At 63.8% G+C, this 14,055-nt stretch carries 14 protein-coding genes and 3 pseudogenes; 11 read left to right on the plus strand and 6 right to left on the minus strand.

Features of this window, described 5'->3' with window-relative positions:
* The first annotated feature begins 39 nt into the window (after positions 1-39).
* Positions 40-234, plus strand: a complete 195-nt coding sequence (locus ACQP1G_RS22150) for a hypothetical protein (protein ID WP_433207518.1) — start codon at positions 40-42, stop codon at positions 232-234.
* 54 nt (positions 235-288) lie between these two features.
* Here ACQP1G_RS22150 and ACQP1G_RS22155 read toward each other — a convergent pair whose 3' ends face one another.
* A complete protein-coding gene (locus ACQP1G_RS22155) occupies positions 289-543 on the minus strand; it encodes a hypothetical protein (protein ID WP_433207521.1) in 255 nt (84 codons plus the stop codon).
* A 17-nt stretch (positions 544-560) separates the two neighbouring features.
* Between ACQP1G_RS22155 and ACQP1G_RS22160 the strand changes: the two genes are divergently transcribed.
* Positions 561-1,958 (plus strand): recombinase family protein, encoded by a 1,398-nt coding sequence (locus ACQP1G_RS22160; protein ID WP_433207524.1) that lies wholly within the window; start codon positions 561-563, stop codon positions 1,956-1,958.
* A gap of 141 nt (positions 1,959-2,099) precedes the next feature.
* On the opposite strand, the gene ACQP1G_RS22165 is transcribed toward ACQP1G_RS22160, so the two are convergent.
* Together ACQP1G_RS22165 and ACQP1G_RS22170 are read right to left on the minus strand one after the other, a co-directional pair.
* Positions 2,100-3,713, minus strand: a complete 1,614-nt coding sequence (locus tag ACQP1G_RS22165) for a phospholipase C (protein ID WP_433207527.1) — start codon at positions 3,711-3,713, stop codon at positions 2,100-2,102.
* 241 nt (positions 3,714-3,954) lie between these two features.
* Positions 3,955-4,575: a hypothetical protein gene (locus ACQP1G_RS22170; protein WP_433207530.1), complete on the minus strand. Its 621-nt coding sequence runs from the start codon at positions 4,573-4,575 to the stop codon at positions 3,955-3,957.
* 10 nt (positions 4,576-4,585) lie between these two features.
* Between ACQP1G_RS22170 and ACQP1G_RS22175 the strand changes: the two genes are divergently transcribed.
* Positions 4,586-4,954: a DUF4232 domain-containing protein gene (locus ACQP1G_RS22175; protein WP_433207533.1), complete on the plus strand. Its 369-nt coding sequence runs from the start codon at positions 4,586-4,588 to the stop codon at positions 4,952-4,954.
* Between the two features lie 493 nt (positions 4,955-5,447).
* On the opposite strand, the gene ACQP1G_RS22180 is transcribed toward ACQP1G_RS22175, so the two are convergent.
* The 3 genes from ACQP1G_RS22180 to ACQP1G_RS22190 all read right to left on the minus strand — a co-directional run bounded on the left by ACQP1G_RS22180 (position 5,448) and on the right by ACQP1G_RS22190 (position 9,477).
* The gene (locus ACQP1G_RS22180) at positions 5,448-6,212 is read right to left on the minus strand and encodes a type 1 glutamine amidotransferase domain-containing protein (RefSeq protein ID WP_433207536.1); all 765 of its coding nucleotides are present in this window, start codon (positions 6,210-6,212) and stop codon (positions 5,448-5,450) included.
* A gap of 248 nt (positions 6,213-6,460) precedes the next feature.
* On the minus strand, positions 6,461-7,384 hold the full coding sequence (locus ACQP1G_RS22185) for an esterase/lipase family protein (protein WP_433207539.1): 924 nt from the start codon (positions 7,382-7,384) through the stop codon (positions 6,461-6,463).
* Positions 7,385-7,746: 362 nt separating this feature from the next.
* Positions 7,747-9,477 (minus strand): enoyl-CoA hydratase-related protein, encoded by a 1,731-nt coding sequence (locus tag ACQP1G_RS22190; RefSeq protein WP_433207541.1) that lies wholly within the window; start codon positions 9,475-9,477, stop codon positions 7,747-7,749.
* A 50-nt stretch (positions 9,478-9,527) separates the two neighbouring features.
* Here ACQP1G_RS22190 and ACQP1G_RS22195 point away from each other — a divergent pair, with 50 nt between their 5' ends.
* The 8 genes and pseudogenes from ACQP1G_RS22195 (at position 9,528) to ACQP1G_RS22230 (ending at position 13,835) form a co-directional block, all read left to right on the plus strand.
* Complete coding sequence (locus ACQP1G_RS22195; RefSeq protein WP_433207544.1) at positions 9,528-9,935, plus strand: TetR/AcrR family transcriptional regulator; 408 nt, start codon at positions 9,528-9,530, stop codon at positions 9,933-9,935.
* Positions 9,932-10,030, plus strand: a pseudogene (locus ACQP1G_RS22200) (TetR/AcrR family transcriptional regulator); the annotation flags it as partial. The gene ACQP1G_RS22195 and the pseudogene ACQP1G_RS22200, both read left to right, overlap by 4 nt.
* Before the next feature lie 21 nt (positions 10,031-10,051).
* Complete coding sequence (locus ACQP1G_RS22205; RefSeq protein ID WP_433207547.1) at positions 10,052-10,219, plus strand: hypothetical protein; 168 nt, start codon at positions 10,052-10,054, stop codon at positions 10,217-10,219.
* Positions 10,220-10,517: 298 nt separating this feature from the next.
* The gene (locus ACQP1G_RS22210; protein WP_433207550.1) at positions 10,518-11,474 is read left to right on the plus strand and encodes an AEC family transporter; all 957 of its coding nucleotides are present in this window, start codon (positions 10,518-10,520) and stop codon (positions 11,472-11,474) included.
* 188 nt (positions 11,475-11,662) lie between these two features.
* Positions 11,663-12,430 carry a hypothetical protein gene (locus ACQP1G_RS22215; RefSeq protein ID WP_433207553.1) on the plus strand — a complete coding sequence of 256 codons (768 nt, stop codon included), beginning with the start codon at positions 11,663-11,665 and terminating at the stop codon, positions 12,428-12,430.
* A gap of 6 nt (positions 12,431-12,436) precedes the next feature.
* Positions 12,437-12,676: pseudogene (locus tag ACQP1G_RS22220) on the plus strand (ATP-binding protein); the annotation flags it as partial.
* Between the two features lie 65 nt (positions 12,677-12,741).
* Positions 12,742-12,897 (plus strand): annotated as a pseudogene (locus ACQP1G_RS22225) (pyridoxamine 5'-phosphate oxidase); the annotation flags it as partial.
* 26 nt (positions 12,898-12,923) lie between these two features.
* Entirely contained in the window at positions 12,924-13,835 is a 912-nt protein-coding gene (locus ACQP1G_RS22230) for a haloalkane dehalogenase (RefSeq protein WP_433207556.1), read from the plus strand.
* Positions 13,836-14,055: the final 220 nt, after the last annotated feature.

A 14,055-nucleotide genomic window follows, 5' to 3' on the forward strand; every position in this document is an offset into this window, starting at 1 on the left:
CGGATGGTGCTGAGCCTGAACAAACCGCGGTGATGCGACATGAAGCCGCCTCGGCGTATCCGACACATCCACATCGAATCCGGTGCGCTCTGCCTGGACTACCAGGCGAGCGCTGAGCAGGCCCAGAACGTGGCTGATGAACTGGCGCAGGGGTTTCCGGAGTTCAGCGTGACTGTGGATGATGAGGTGAGGGGCGATCTGCCGCCACTGCCGTGTGCGGGACTGTGGGACTGAACCGGGAGCGGATGTCCCAGTTTGTGAATCGGAGTCTCCAGCAGGAAGAGAACGCTAGAGTAGTAGAATATCGCTGGGCGCAGCATTAATAAGCTGCCTTAACCACGTCTCGAAACTACCACGATCCAGAATGTCCCCATTCGTCCGCTTCTGAGCATTAAACATCGCTTCACGTTCCTCGGTGTAGTCGAGATCCAGCTTCTCCCGAAACGCAATATCCGCGACGATAGCCTGTCTCGTAGTGCGAATGTCGTGAAATTCGTCTTCCGCGCGAATCATAATTGATTCTATCTTCGACAGCTTAGTCATATCTGGCGGGATGGCTCTTGGAAGCGGCGTCGGTACTTTCGCTTGTGCAGACCGAAGATGGTCGGAAGATCCGGACCGTCGATGTTGACACCCAACGTGGTCCGCTGGTTGAGCAAGCTTGGAAGCTCTACGCCACTGGCGACTACAGCCTGCTCGACATCGAGCACACCATGCGCGACCGTGGGCTTCATACCCGCCGCACACCCAAGCGAGCCCCGAAACCGGTCACGGCCAAGGAATGGGCTCGGTTTTTTCGCAACAACTACTACATCGGCATCGTCACCTACAAGGGCGAGGAGATCCCAGGCCGACACGAGGCGCTGGTCGATGAAGAGACTTTCAACCGGGTGCAGATAGTGCTCGATGAGCACGGCGTGGCCGGCGAACGCCGCAGAGTCCACCACCACTATCTCAAGGGCACGCTGTTCTGCGGCCGGTGCCGGATCGACAAGGTGATTCGCCGCATGATCATCCAACGCACGCCGGGGCGGCACGGCGGGGACTACTGGTACTTCTTCTGCATCGGCAACCAGAAGAACGCCGGATGCCACTCGCCGCACTACAACGCCGACCGCATTGAGGACACGGTAGCGGCGTACTACAAAACGATCACATTCTCGCCCGACTTCATCACGACCATGGAGACAGCGCTCGATGAGATGCTCGCCGAAGGTGAAGCAGCCCAGCGGTTGTATCGAAAGCAGCTGCAAGGCCAGCTCAAGGACTTGGATACGAAGGAAACAAACCTGATCGAGCTGGCCGCCGATGGAGCGCTGCCGCAAGCGAAGATCAGGACGCGGCTGACCGAGATCGGGCGCGAAAGAGAGAAACTGCAGGTAGAGCTAGGCAAGGTGCAGCTTGACCTATCCACCGGAGCCGAATTTCTTACGACCTGCTTGGAACTGCTGCGTGATCCTTACACGCTGTACAAGGGTGCCAGCGATAAGGTTAGGCGCAGACTGAACCAGGCGATCTTCAAGCGGCTGTATGTGTTTGAGGAGGAGGTCACCGGACATGAGTTCCAGCCGGTTATCGCCGAGCTGCATGCGATCCAGGCCGGATATACCGCCCTGAACTGTGGGCAGGAGCCAGATGTGGCGGCTGCGGTGGCCAAGGGTGTGTTGGAGCGGCATCTGCCGGAAACGCAACTCGCCACCCGGTCGGGTGGCGAGTGTGTGAAGTTGGTCACGGCCCTGGCTTGCGCCGTTCATTCGGGCCATGTTTCTAGTAACGGTCTAATGGTGCGGGATCCGGGACTCGAACTCGGCGCACCAACACCGGCAGGCTCTCAACCCTGGCTCACACCGCCGCCTGTCGGCGGCGGATCCACGTTCCGTTCGCGATTCGGAAGCGATCAAACTATGGTCCTCAAATATATTGTGCTGCAAGGAGTTACAGCTTCTACGCTCGGTTGACTTCATTCGAGATGGCTGGATCGCCACGTTTGGCCTCGACGTATACTTTCTGCGGCGAAGACCGGCTCCAACCGCGCCCACGAACCGCCCGGCCTGACGTCCTTTTCGGGGACGGGACCGGACGACTCGGTGCTATCGGGTTCAGTTCGCGTTGCCGGACTTCGGGTCGAGTGCCAGCGTCGGCCGTGCCGTCGCCTTGAAGTCGAACATCGCATCGAGCACGCCGGCGCGCTCGTCGTAGGAGTCGTCACCGATCCGCCCGGTCTTCCAGTTGTCCTCGATGAACCGCAGGATCGAGGTCTGGTCGGTCAGGGTGTGATCGACGAAGTTCGCCTTGGCGTAGGGCGAGATCACCAGCAGCGGCAGCCGCGGACCGTAGCCGCAGCGGCCCTGGTACTTGGCGGTTTTGCCGGTCGGGTCACCGCAGACGCCGGCCCCGGTGAGCGTGTCCTCCGCGGAACCGGAGGACGTAACGATCGGCGAGGACTTATGGTCGTACCAGCCGTCGGAGTCGTCGTAGGCGATGACGACCGCAGTGTCCTTCCAGTCCGGCAACTTCTGCAGGTGGTTGATGCTTTCCACGAGGAAGCGCTGCTCGTCCAGCGGATCCGAGTACGCGGCATGACCGTCCTGATAACCCGGCGCCTTCAGGTAGCTCACTGCCGGCAAGTGGCCCGCGTCGGCGGCGGCCCAGAAGTCCGACAGGTCGTACTGGTGGTTGGCCTGATCGGTCTGGCCGATCTTGTCCACCGAACTCGGCGGCAGGTGATGCGGGTTCGCCGTCGACTGGTAGTACTGGAACGGCTCGTGGTGCGGGATGTAGTCGGCCTTGGTGTCGAACGCCTTGTCACCGGTCTTACCGGTGCCGCCGAGCGCGACGCCGACGTTGTGGGTGGCGCCGCAGACAGCCTTGCCGTCCTTGGTCTCGGTCGGTTTGAACCCGCCCTGGAAGAAGCCCCAGCTGATGTTCTTCTTATTGAGTAGGTCGCCGATGTTCGTGCCGCTCATCTGGATCTGATCGCGGGTCGAGCAGTCGTCGCCGAAGGGCTGCGGGTCGTCGATGACGGTGCCCTGGTTGTTGCCGGCGTTCTCGATCACGTAGTGGTCCGGGAACGGCTTACCGTCCGGCATGAATTCCTTCGTCACACCGTGGGTCTGGCCGGACACCAGGTTGATCGCGCCGGGCGTAGACGGGCCGAAGGTGGTGTTGTAGGAGTTGTCGCTCATCGAGAAGTGCTGGGCGTAGTTCCACAGTGCCGTCACCGAATTGCCGTCGTAGTAGTCCATCACCAGGCCGGGCGCGCCGAAGGTCGGCGGCTTGCAGGCGGCGACCTCGGTATGCTCGACGAACTGGTCCATCTTGCCGCCGTCGAATGCGGCCTGCTCGTCCTTGTACTCATGGTCCTGGTCGCAGGTCACCTGCTGGTTCGGGCCACCGAGCCGGGTCGGCTGGAACTTGTTCGGGTTGTGCGACAACAGATCCGGGGTGAGCCCGTCTACCTTCGGGGTATCCGGCTCGGCGGTGAACTTCGAGCCGTCGGTGTTCGCCACGTTCGGGTAGGTGCCGAAATAGTGATCGAAGGAGACGTTCTCCTGGAAGATCACCACCACATGTTTGATCGGCGTCGCGGTGTCGGGCAACGATACCTTGTCCGACGAGCTGGAACACGATGTGGCGGCGAGCGCCAGCAGCGCGGCGAACGCGGCGGCCCCGCGACTTCGTCGGCCGAGACAGCGGCGAGCCAAGGTGGACATGGAACCTCCTGGTCGATCCGGATCGCGGCAAGCGATCACGTGGCGGCGGTCGACCCCGACCGCACCGATCGTGACCATTTCAGCGCGTACCGCACAGTGTTGTGCGCGAAAGTGAAGGGAAATCGAAACTCCGGTGAATCAAGGCTCTGCCCTCGAACGATCTCCTCGAGGACACCCAGACCGTCGCGATCTACGACATCGGCGACGGGTGTCGATGTTCGAAGTACCTGAGATAGCGCCGTTAGCCGCCGCGATTAGTGCACGAGCGAATACTGACCCTCCACCGCTCAGCTGCCAGGCTAGATCCGCCCATAACCAGCCGGATCGCCCGCCTGCGGCTCAGTCCTGTGAGGGCAGGTCGGCGGGTGGTCGGTTCACGGTGGCGGGGCAAGCGAGCGAGCTGTGCGAAGAAGTCGTCGATCTGTTCGATCGCGGCGAGAAACACAATCGATCCTTCACTGGATATGTTCGTTGTAGAAGTGATCCGTCGATCGTGTTGTGTAACAGCCGGATACGGCGGCGATGCTGGGAGGGCATTGATCATGAACAGATTGGCCGTGGGTGCGGCGCTAGTGGTGGGCGCAGTCGTGGTCGGCGCGGCGGGCTGCTCGACGAGCAACCCGCCGGGTACGTCGGCAGTCTCGAAGAGTTCGGCTGTGCCGACGACCGGCCCGACGGCTGTCCCGACGGCTGTCCCGACGTCGTCCAACGCCGCGGCGGATCCTCCGAGTTCCGGTGGTTCGCAGGGTGCGCCCGACTCCGGCGGTTCGCCGAGCTCCAGCAACGGATCGCCCGGTACCCCCACATCGAACCCGACGGATACACCGATCCCGGAGTGCTCCAACGGACAGGTCGCCGTCACTGCTGCACCGATGACCCCGAACAGAACGCACAGCGGAGTCCAACTGGAGTTCGCGAGCGTGGGCGGCGTCTCCTGCAGGATGATCGGCTACCCGGGCGTGGACCTGCTGACGATGTACGGCCAGCCGGTGCATGCCCAACGCACACTGCGCGGATTCATGGGCGGCCAGCCCGACACCTACCCGACTCCGCTGGCCGTTGTGGTGAAGCCGGGTCACCCGGCACACGCCGTGCTCGAGGGCTCGTCCCTGCAAGACGACGGCCGGCCATGCCCGATCGCAAAGACCATCCTCGTCACCCCGCCGGACCTGACCGACACTCATACCCTGCAGAACGACGCCTACCTATGCGACATGCAGATCCACCCGACCGGGCCGTAGCGGACCGACCTGACCCGGCGTGAGCGGCTAGCTAGCTGCTGACAGATGTGCCACCGCGGCCTGATTGTCGTCGGTGAGTTCGAATTCTGGGACAGCGGCGGCCGCGCGCTCCGCGAACAGGCTTACCGATTCGTATGGAGTGAGTCGGTCGGCGGGTCCCGGTCGTGTGGCACCGTCATTTGCTCATGCGGCGGCCCAGGCCCTACTTCACCGGCGTGGACTGCCTGCTGAGCCAGCTGACCTGGATCAGGAGGCCGACCAACGTGATGCCCAGGCCGGGCGCGATGCTCGGGCGCAGAAGGCGTAGACGACCGCGCGGCTGGGGGAGGAGTTCCGGTGCGCTCGGAGATCATCCCGATCACCGGGATCGCAGATGACGGCCCGGGCGAACAAACGGCGGACACCAGCCATACCCGTTGAGCACCAACGTGATCCGCGCGGACTATTGGAATGACGGCCGCAAGGCTTGGGATTCTGGTCTACAGCAAAGTGGTCAGTTCGAGCCGGTCGGCGGGGCGGAGAGGAGGTCGAGGTAGCGGCGACCGAATAGGTAGGCGTCACCGGGCCAGCGGCTGGAGAGGTAGTTTCCGTCGGCGACAACGAAGGCCGGCGTATCGTCCGTTGCGGTGCCGCGCCGAGTGAATTCCATTGGGCCGCGCTGAAATTGGGTCTCGGGGTGGTTCAGAGCCGCACGGACCTCGTCTTCGACGTAGGCCGGGTAGGTGCGGTAGTAGCGGCCCAGCCGCCAGGCGGTGGTGAAGTACGCGGTGCGTTCCATGTACTTCGGCAAGCAGGTGGTGCGGCGGTCGGCGAGTACGCTCCGCCCCGTCGCGGGATCTTGGGTTCGGGCCAGGACCAAGACGCCGTGGCAGATGGCGCCGACGGGTCGGCCCAGCGCCCAGAATCGGGCCACTTGTTGTTGCAGTTCCGGCGCCCCGAGGTATTGCCGCATGCCGGGCGCGTGACCGCCGGGCAGGAGAAGTCCATCGAAGTCGGAGACATCGACGTCGGACCACGACACCGTGGCGGTGAACTCCGGCGAGCGCGTGAGTTGACGATAGAACTCTTTCGGTTCTGGTTCAGCACCGAGTTGCCCGAAGATCACCCCGTCCAGCAACCGGGGATCCGCTGCAGGCGCGGTACGCGCCTGCTCGGTGGCGAACACGACCTGGTGACCGGCAGCGGTGAGAATGTGCCACGGTACGGCAACCTCGGTGACATCGAAGTCGCGGTCGGGCACCGGCATCAGCACGCGCATAGCCACATGATGTCAGTCTTGCGGCACATGTGCTTGGAACAGGTGCAGGTGTTGTGTGATGGTCCCGATAGCAGCCGCGGGGTGGCACCGACTCGCTCGGTCAACGCACTGAGTCGCCGCCGAATCCGCTCGCGCTCCACCGTTGTCCAAACGGCGCCTCTGCGGCACCGGCCGCGACCGTAGGCTCCCAGACCAGGGTCTCGAGCTGGCCGTCGATTCCCTCGAATTGGATGTCGAACATCCGTCTCTCAGAACTGCGGCCCGCTCCCACACTCCACCGGCACTGGTTGCCCCGGATCCAACGCGTTCAGGATCATCGAGTCCACGCTCGGGTCGTACGCCATGCCGCTGTGCCCGACCAGGTCGTCCGGGCACTGGTCCTGGACGACGATGTCGGTGACGCCACGCTCGTCTATGGCCGCAGTGGAGGGTGGGGACACCATCGAGTCGTGCGCCGACACGATAGTGGTGTAGCGGATGCCGGTCCGGGCGATCGGGCCGTCGCGCAGCCGGGCTATCGCGGCGGAGCCGGGTGAGACGTCCTCGCAGATCCCACATATGCCCGCGACCAGCCTGCGTAGCCCGAGCCGTGTCGCGTCGGCGACCACTCCGCCGGTGATTCCGTGCGTTGGTGGTGCCAAGGCGACGACCGCGCCGATCTGGTCAGCCGCTGCGGGGTCGGTCTTGGCGAGGTAGAGCGAAACGAACGCGCCACCAGAATGCCCGACGAGGTCGACCTCGGCGGCGCCGGTCTCGGCACGCACCCTGTCGATGAAGGTGGAAACCTGCGGCACGGACACCGACACACTGGCGATGCCGCCGTCGAAGGCGTTGGTCCCGCCGTAATTCAGGGAGTACACGCAGTACCCGGCGTTCGCCAGTTTCGGCCCGATATGCGCGAACCCGGTGTACTGATTGGCGGGGAAGCCGTGGACGAGCACCACCGGCTGCGGATGGGACGCCGACGGTGTGCACGGCACGTTCACCCCAGGCGGCGATTGCGCGGGGTCCTGCCCGGACGCCACGAACCAGGCTTCGCGGGCGATCATCTCCGCGAAAGTCGCCTCCGGTTGCGGACCGGCGGCTGCGGCGGTGCCGGGCGCAACTGCGTTCGGTCCCAAGGCAATCAAGGTGGCGGCCAGGATGGGGCCAACGTATCCGCGTGTTCCCATATCGAGCTCCCAGGAACGAACGAACTTTTCTCTAAGTCTAGTCCTATAAAAGTCCCGAATGCTGGTTCGGGGAGCCCGCTACCGTCGCCATGGCCACCCGTTCGCACACCGTCGCCGCCTACCGCGCACCACGGTGGAAAAGCCGGCGTCGAGCCCCCGCCGAGCCGTGGACAATCAATGACAGTAGGAAATGAAGCGATCCGTGAGACAAGCGTCGGAATCGTCCCTACTGCTCGGATATCGCCAGCGGAGCATGGCCGATGTGCCACTCGACGGTCGGTCAGTGGCGCTCCGCGCCCGTGTTCGCCGAGTTACGTGCTCAACACTGAGCTACTGCAGCGCCGGTCAATGGCGACGGGAATTCATGAGGTCGTCCTCATGCCGAGCGCGCCTTGCCCTGGCGAGGGTCGCGGAGAGGCTTTCTGCATGAATGCCCGCCTCTTCGCGGCGAAGCCGAGAGAGTCGTCGAACAGGTTTGCCGCCATCTCCGCCAGTTCCCGACACTCGTAGACCTCCAGTGGTCGGTGTCCGAGATCGCGGGCAAGGTGTTCGTGCTTGCGGCGGATGGTCTTCTCGCACAGTTCCGGCAGCGCGTATTCGTGGGCCAGCTCGTTCAGCCAGCGGTCGAACTCGATATCGGGGCCAATGTGGTCGACCAGACCGATATCGAGCGCCTGTGTCGTGTCGACTGGCTCGCATTCGGTGAGCAGGCGGTGTGCTGTGGCCGCTCCCACACGTCGCGGCAGCGTGAGTGAGTGCAGTTCGGAACCACGCAATCCCATTGTGGCGTAATGCACGTCGAGGACGGCACGACCGATCGCGACCACAACGTCGCCGGCCTGCGTCATCGCCGCACCGCCTGCACCGCAGGATCCGGTGATGGCGACGAGGGTCAGCTTGGGGCACAGCAGAAGTTCCTTGCACACTTCGTTGAGGGCGACGATGTTTTGCCAAGCCGCATTGGCGGGGTCATCGGCGCACTCGATGGCGCCGAGGTGCAGTCCGTTGCTGAACGTCGTCCCGGTCTCACCGCGCACCACCAGTACGCGGCAGGCGCGCAGCGACACGGCGCGGATCGCACGCGCCAGCCGTCGACACAGATCTGTGGACATTGCGCCGTTGTAAGTGCGGAAGGTGAGTTCACCGACCTGTTCGTCGATCGATCGGTAGGCGATGTCTTCGAATACTTCTGGTGTGGCTGATGCCGAAGCCTGTCCCGCGATGGGCGAAAGTGAGCGGGCCGGGACCCCGGCTCGGTCCAGGACCGAGACTGCGGGTGCCTTACACGACCAGCGGTCGCCGAGGTCGACTCGCAGGTGCCCTATCCAGATACTCTTGCCGTCGCCGCACGCGATTTCCAGGGCGTGATGTCGTCGTCCGACCACCGTTCCCGCTGACGCGGCGACGTCTCTGCGTCCTGGATGGGCGTCGTAGAGATATACCGAGCGGTCAGCGATGTGTGAACGCACCCCGGGAGATCCATCGGCGGCGAGGATGCGTCGCCGAATCAGCTCGGAATCGTCTCGCCAATCGAACGTGCGGTCGGACTGACGCATCCTCGGCCGGGTTCGTGCGTGCGCGATCGGGCGATGCGCGTCAGCTTGGTCGGTGGGCCGGTACGTGGGGTCGGCGGCTTTGTCGGCGACCTCCATGATGCATTGAACAGCGGCGTCCGAGATGATCGAGCTATAGATATCGGACTTTCGCTGGCCTTGTGGGAGCGGGACAGTTCGTGTGGCCCAGAGTGGTCCAGCGTCCATGACGTCGGTGGCTGTCACCGCGATCACGCCCCACACGGGTTCCTGGTCGGTGATGGCCCAGTCCAGGCTGCTGGGCCCTCGGTCGCCAACCGGTCCGGGATGGATGACGACCACTTTCGGCCACCAGCGGCGAGTTACCCAGTCGGGGATGCGTGTGGTCAGGTACGGGCAGATGATGAGGTCGAAGTCGGTTCTTGCGACGACTTTTCCGATGCCGTCGCTGTCAGCGACCGTCGCGGTGCGCACGGTGTTCCCGCTGCGTTGCAGGACGAGCCGCGCGCGACGGCACAGCCCGTTGTCCGTGCTGCACAGTAGAAGAATCCGCAGTCCCATCCCAGCTCCTGTGATAAGAAAGCGCACTAATTGTGTTGCGGTAGCCTGCCGTGCTGCGGCGCGGGCCGGATAGTTCGGTTAGTGCGCGAAGTCTACGTGTTGACCGGACCATCGACTCGGTACGCGGCGGATTGCATGAGCCAGGGAGTGTCGGCGGCACGCCGCGTAACGCCGCCGCCACTCGGGAGGCGATCCTTCAATCAGCGGTGATCGCCTTCACAATGCATGGGTACGACGGCGTGGGCGTCCGCGAGATCGCGCAGTCAGCCGGTGTGACTGCAATGTTGGTCAATCGCCACTTCGGTTCGAAAGAGCAACTCTTCGCCGAGGCGGTCGACGCTGCGTTCACGCCGCGTACGGTGCTGTCGGACGACCTTGGAACTCTCTCCGGAGACGTAGCAGCCCGCCTGGTGGAACGAACTGCACCAGAGTCGGAGCATCTGGACCGTTCCTCCTGACGCTTCGCTCCGCGTCCAATCCAAGGGCCGCGGAGGTTGTCCGATCCGGCATCGAAAGACATGCGGGACGATATCTACGCGATCCCCTCGAGGGCCCAAGCGCCGATGAACGGGCGATGTTGGCTCATTCGCTCATCGCCGGCTTCTGGCTCGTGCACAAGGGAAGCGCGCGCATCCCTTTCCCGCCGCCGACGATCATGGCCTTCGTCCACCAGCTACCCGAACACCTCGAGGTGGCTGACGGTATCGGCAAGGCGCCGGTGCAGCCGCAGCGAAAACCTTGATCCCGCAACGGATCATCGACGGCCCCGAACACCCGTTGAGCCTGCCCGTCCACGCGATGATGGCGCCCGGTCGACCGATGTCGACCTGTTCGGCGATATCGTCTCCCGTGGACCCACACCAGCAGCGTGTTCGGCTCGGTCGTGGTGAAAGTCTCACTCGCCCAGCAGGGTTCACGCGTTGCCGCCACCGGGGGTGCTGAACTGCTGTGGTCGATCCTGATACTCGAACTGTGGCGGAACACCTGAGGCCTGCGCCTGTGAACGGAGATCCACGAATGAATGGCATTGGAAACCACGAGTGAGTGCCCTCGGTGGGGTGGGGGAGGTCTTGGGTCCGGTTACCCCGATCGTGCTGGTATTCACCGCGGGCGTGATCTTCGCCCGCCGCAAGATCATCGCCGCGAGCGACTCACGGGTGTTGTCCGAGTTCGCGTTCCGTCTCGCCATCCCCGCTTACCTGCTCGGCAAACTGTATCTCAGCGACCTGCGCCGACTCTTCGATCCAGCATCGCTGGCCGTCTACGCGATCACCGCGCTCGCCGCGGGCGCCGCGGTCGGGATCTGGTCACGGCTGGTGCGCCACACCAGTATTCGGGGTGTCGCGTTGCGGATCATGGCCGGTGTCCAGGTCAACACCGCCTACTTCGCCATCCCCATACTGGTGCTGGTGTTCGGCGACGCTGCCCCGATCTTCCCGATCCTGCTGTTCCAAGTGCTCGTGCTGACGGTCGTCGTGATCACCATTATGGAAGCGGCCCCCAACGATGATGATCTCGGCCGCTCACCGAGGCAGCGGATCATCCGCGGGGTGGGGCGATCACTGACCACACCCGTCGTGCTGGCATGCCTGACCGGTGTCCTGCTCAACGCGCTGCACTGTCCGCTACCTGGCGTGCTGCTGACATCGCTGTCCTTCGTGGGGGACGCCGCATCCCCGGTCGCGTTGTTCGCGCTCGGTCTCTACGTTGGCGGCACCGGCCTGCGCTGGCGTGGGGCTACCGCCGACGAGAACACCCTTGTCGCCTTCAAATGTGTCGGATTCCCGATGCTGATGTGGGGTGCGTTGCAGCTGGCCGGGATACCCGATCCCTGGCGTGGCTATCTGATTCTGATCGCCGCTATGCCCGCTCCCCAGAACCTGTTCACCTTCGCCCAAACCTATGACACCGACGTCGATCTGGCCGCTTCCGCCGTCCTCAAATCCACCATTGTGTCCCTGTGCCTGCTACCGATCTGGCAACTCGCTATCCGCTAACCGTCCGGACTAGCCCAGGGGAGGAGGTCGTTGTGGAGCCCGCTGATCGCATTCATCGAGGGTTCGAGCACGGTTGCGACGCTGGGGATTTGGATTCGGCACCCAGTTCAGCCCGGTTGGCTTCTCTTTACGGTTGCGAATTGGCCGAAACTGCGTGACCGGATTCGCGTAAGGGGCACGATAAGTCCGTGGCTGAGGGTGAGGGCTTCACGGAACGTTCCTGGCACTGGTGGGTGAGCCGGATTGCGGTGCCGCTCTTCGTCGCCGTCGTCACGGTCGGCGGGACGCTGTATGTGAACCGTGACAAGCTCGGGGGCGCCACCGAGTCGTCCGAAGTCAAAATGAGCATTGATTCCGACCCAGGCAGCTCCGATGGTGGCGGCTGGGGCCCCGCGCGAGAACTATTTACCATGGACAGGCCTGCGACGTATGCGGTTCTGAACTCGATCACCGATGATCCAAAAGCCGGTGATCGCCGCAATTTCACGCGCATTCGACATGCCGATTCGGACGAGAAGTTCGGCGACTCGGTGCAGGTTCGAGTGGGAGATACGCTCGAGGTCTACGTCGGTGTGTTCAATGAGTGCTCTGACCAATACGCTGAATCACCAGCGGCAACGCTACATGGGCTCACCGCGCAACTGGGGAACACCAAGTTAGGTCGCCATGTCGCCTTCGGCGTGATCTTGCAGGCCAAGAACGCCTTCGCCGTCTGGGATGGCGCAGCTGTCGATATCGACGTTCCGGGGAGACTGACAATGCTTGAAAACACCGCTGTCATGCACACCTCGGATGTACCGAACATGACACTCAATGACGACGGTTTTTCACACGGAGAGCACCTGACACTTGGTCAGTATCAGCAGGATGGGGAGTACCCAGTAGGAAAGACGCCCACAGGTTGGCAGCGTGGGGCGGGATACCTAACGTTTCGTATGCATGTAGACAAGGCGTGACGGGCATGCGACGATCGCGCCCGCCGCCGCTCCGAACGCCACATCAAGGGCGCCGGGTTCCCACGCGACAAGTCGTTACGCACCTTCGATTTCGACTCCAACCCCCACATCGACGCCGCCACGATCCACACCCTGGCCAAATGCGAATGGATCCGAAAAAGCTTGCCGCTGTGTCTGATCGGTGACTCCGGCACCGGCAACAGCCACCTGTTGATCACACTCGGCACCGAGGCCGCGATGGCCGGGTCGCCATCCCATCTGCCGACCACCGAGACTTGGGAGGGCGCGTGCCGTCGGTGCGCGGGCAATGGATCGACGCCGAGGGGGTGCGCCTGCTTCTGCGCGATGTGTTCACGGCCGACGGTGGTAAGTACGACGGCTGGGACGAGTACGATCGCGTGATGGCAGCGGAACGTCGCGCCGCAGTCCTCGTCGAACCGAGTCGGGTCCAGAGCAACGGCAACTAGCACTTTTCGGCGAAAGAGGTTGAGCCATGCGGATACTGAGGACGCCCGACGACCGGTTCGCCGGGCTACCCGACTTCCCGTTCGAACCGCACTACGTCGAGGTGGCGGCCGCTGACGGGACCGCGCTGCGGGTGCACTACCTGGACGAAGGCCCACCCGATGGGGAGGCCGTGCTGCTGCTGCACGGCGAACCGTCCTGGTCGTACCTGTATCGGCGGATGATCCCGGTCCTGGTGGCGGCCGGCCTGCGCGCGATCGCGATCGACCTGGTCGGTTTCGGCCGCAGCGACAAGCCGGCCGACCGTGACGCCTACACCTACCAGGCTCATGTCGAGTGGACCTGGGCTGCGATCGAGGCGATCGGCCTCGACGGGATCACCCTGGTATGCCAGGACTGGGGCGGATTGATCGGGCTGCGTCTGGTCGGTGAACATTCCGAACGTTTCGCAAGAGTCGTTGCCGCGAACACGTTTCTGCCGACCGGTGACCGCCATCCCGGCGATGCGTTCCTGGCCTGGCAGCGCTTCAGCCAGGAAACGCCCAACTTTCAAGCCGGGAAGATCGTCAACGGTGCATGCCTGACCGACCTCACCCCCGAGGTGGTCGCCGCCTACGATGCTCCGTTCCCCGACGACACCTACAAGCAGGGCGCCCGCCAGTTCCCGCTACTGGTTCCGATCAGTCCGGAGGATCCTGCCGCGCCCGCCAACCGAGCCGCGTGGGCTGCCCTGGAAACCTTCGAGCGCCCGTTCCTGTGTGCTTTCTCGGACTCTGATCCGATCACCCGTGGCGGAGATAGGGTGTTGTGCTCGAAAATCCCCGGTGCCGCTGGACATCCACCGGCGACCATCACCTCTGCGGGGCACTTCCTCCAGGAGGACAAGGGCGAAGAACTCGCCGCAGTCGTCGTCGACTTTGTCCGCGCGACCGCGCGATAGGTTCGGTAGCTTCGTCGTCGTGAGCTCCGATAGGTCAGCACCGGACCGGAAGCGCTGGCCTGGTCGCAGCGGGTGTTGGGGCGTATGCCGGCGCCTGGGCGGGCGCGGTCGATGGGTGGGGAACTCACCGCCGTCAGCGGACGAGACCACGATCGAGGGTGCACGGGCGTGAGGTGTCGTGTTGCCGACGCGAAATTCGGTGGCGGTGCGACTTCCGGTC

It is taken from the genome of Nocardia sp. CA-107356 (genome assembly GCF_050946365.1).
Classification (GTDB): domain Bacteria; phylum Actinomycetota; class Actinomycetes; order Mycobacteriales; family Mycobacteriaceae; genus Nocardia.

Excerpts from the sequence above, each read along its gene's own strand:
- ACQP1G_RS22230 (WP_433207556.1), top strand. The coding sequence starts at position 12,924 with ATGCGGATACTGAGGACGCCCGACGACCGGTTCGCCGGGCTACCCGAC.
- ACQP1G_RS22175 (WP_433207533.1), top strand. The coding sequence starts at position 4,586 with ATGACCCCGAACAGAACGCACAGCGGAGTCCAACTGGAGTTCGCGAGC.
- ACQP1G_RS22205 (WP_433207547.1), top strand. The coding sequence starts at position 10,052 with ATGTTGGCTCATTCGCTCATCGCCGGCTTCTGGCTCGTGCACAAGGGA.
- ACQP1G_RS22185 (WP_433207539.1), bottom strand. The coding sequence starts at position 7,384 with ATGGGAACACGCGGATACGTTGGCCCCATCCTGGCCGCCACCTTGATT.
- ACQP1G_RS22165 (WP_433207527.1), bottom strand. The coding sequence starts at position 3,713 with ATGTCCACCTTGGCTCGCCGCTGTCTCGGCCGACGAAGTCGCGGGGCC.
- ACQP1G_RS22155 (WP_433207521.1), bottom strand. The coding sequence starts at position 543 with ATGACTAAGCTGTCGAAGATAGAATCAATTATGATTCGCGCGGAAGAC.
- ACQP1G_RS22190 (WP_433207541.1), bottom strand. The coding sequence starts at position 9,477 with ATGGGACTGCGGATTCTTCTACTGTGCAGCACGGACAACGGGCTGTGC.
- ACQP1G_RS22150 (WP_433207518.1), top strand. The coding sequence starts at position 40 with ATGAAGCCGCCTCGGCGTATCCGACACATCCACATCGAATCCGGTGCG.
- ACQP1G_RS22180 (WP_433207536.1), bottom strand. The coding sequence starts at position 6,212 with ATGCGCGTGCTGATGCCGGTGCCCGACCGCGACTTCGATGTCACCGAG.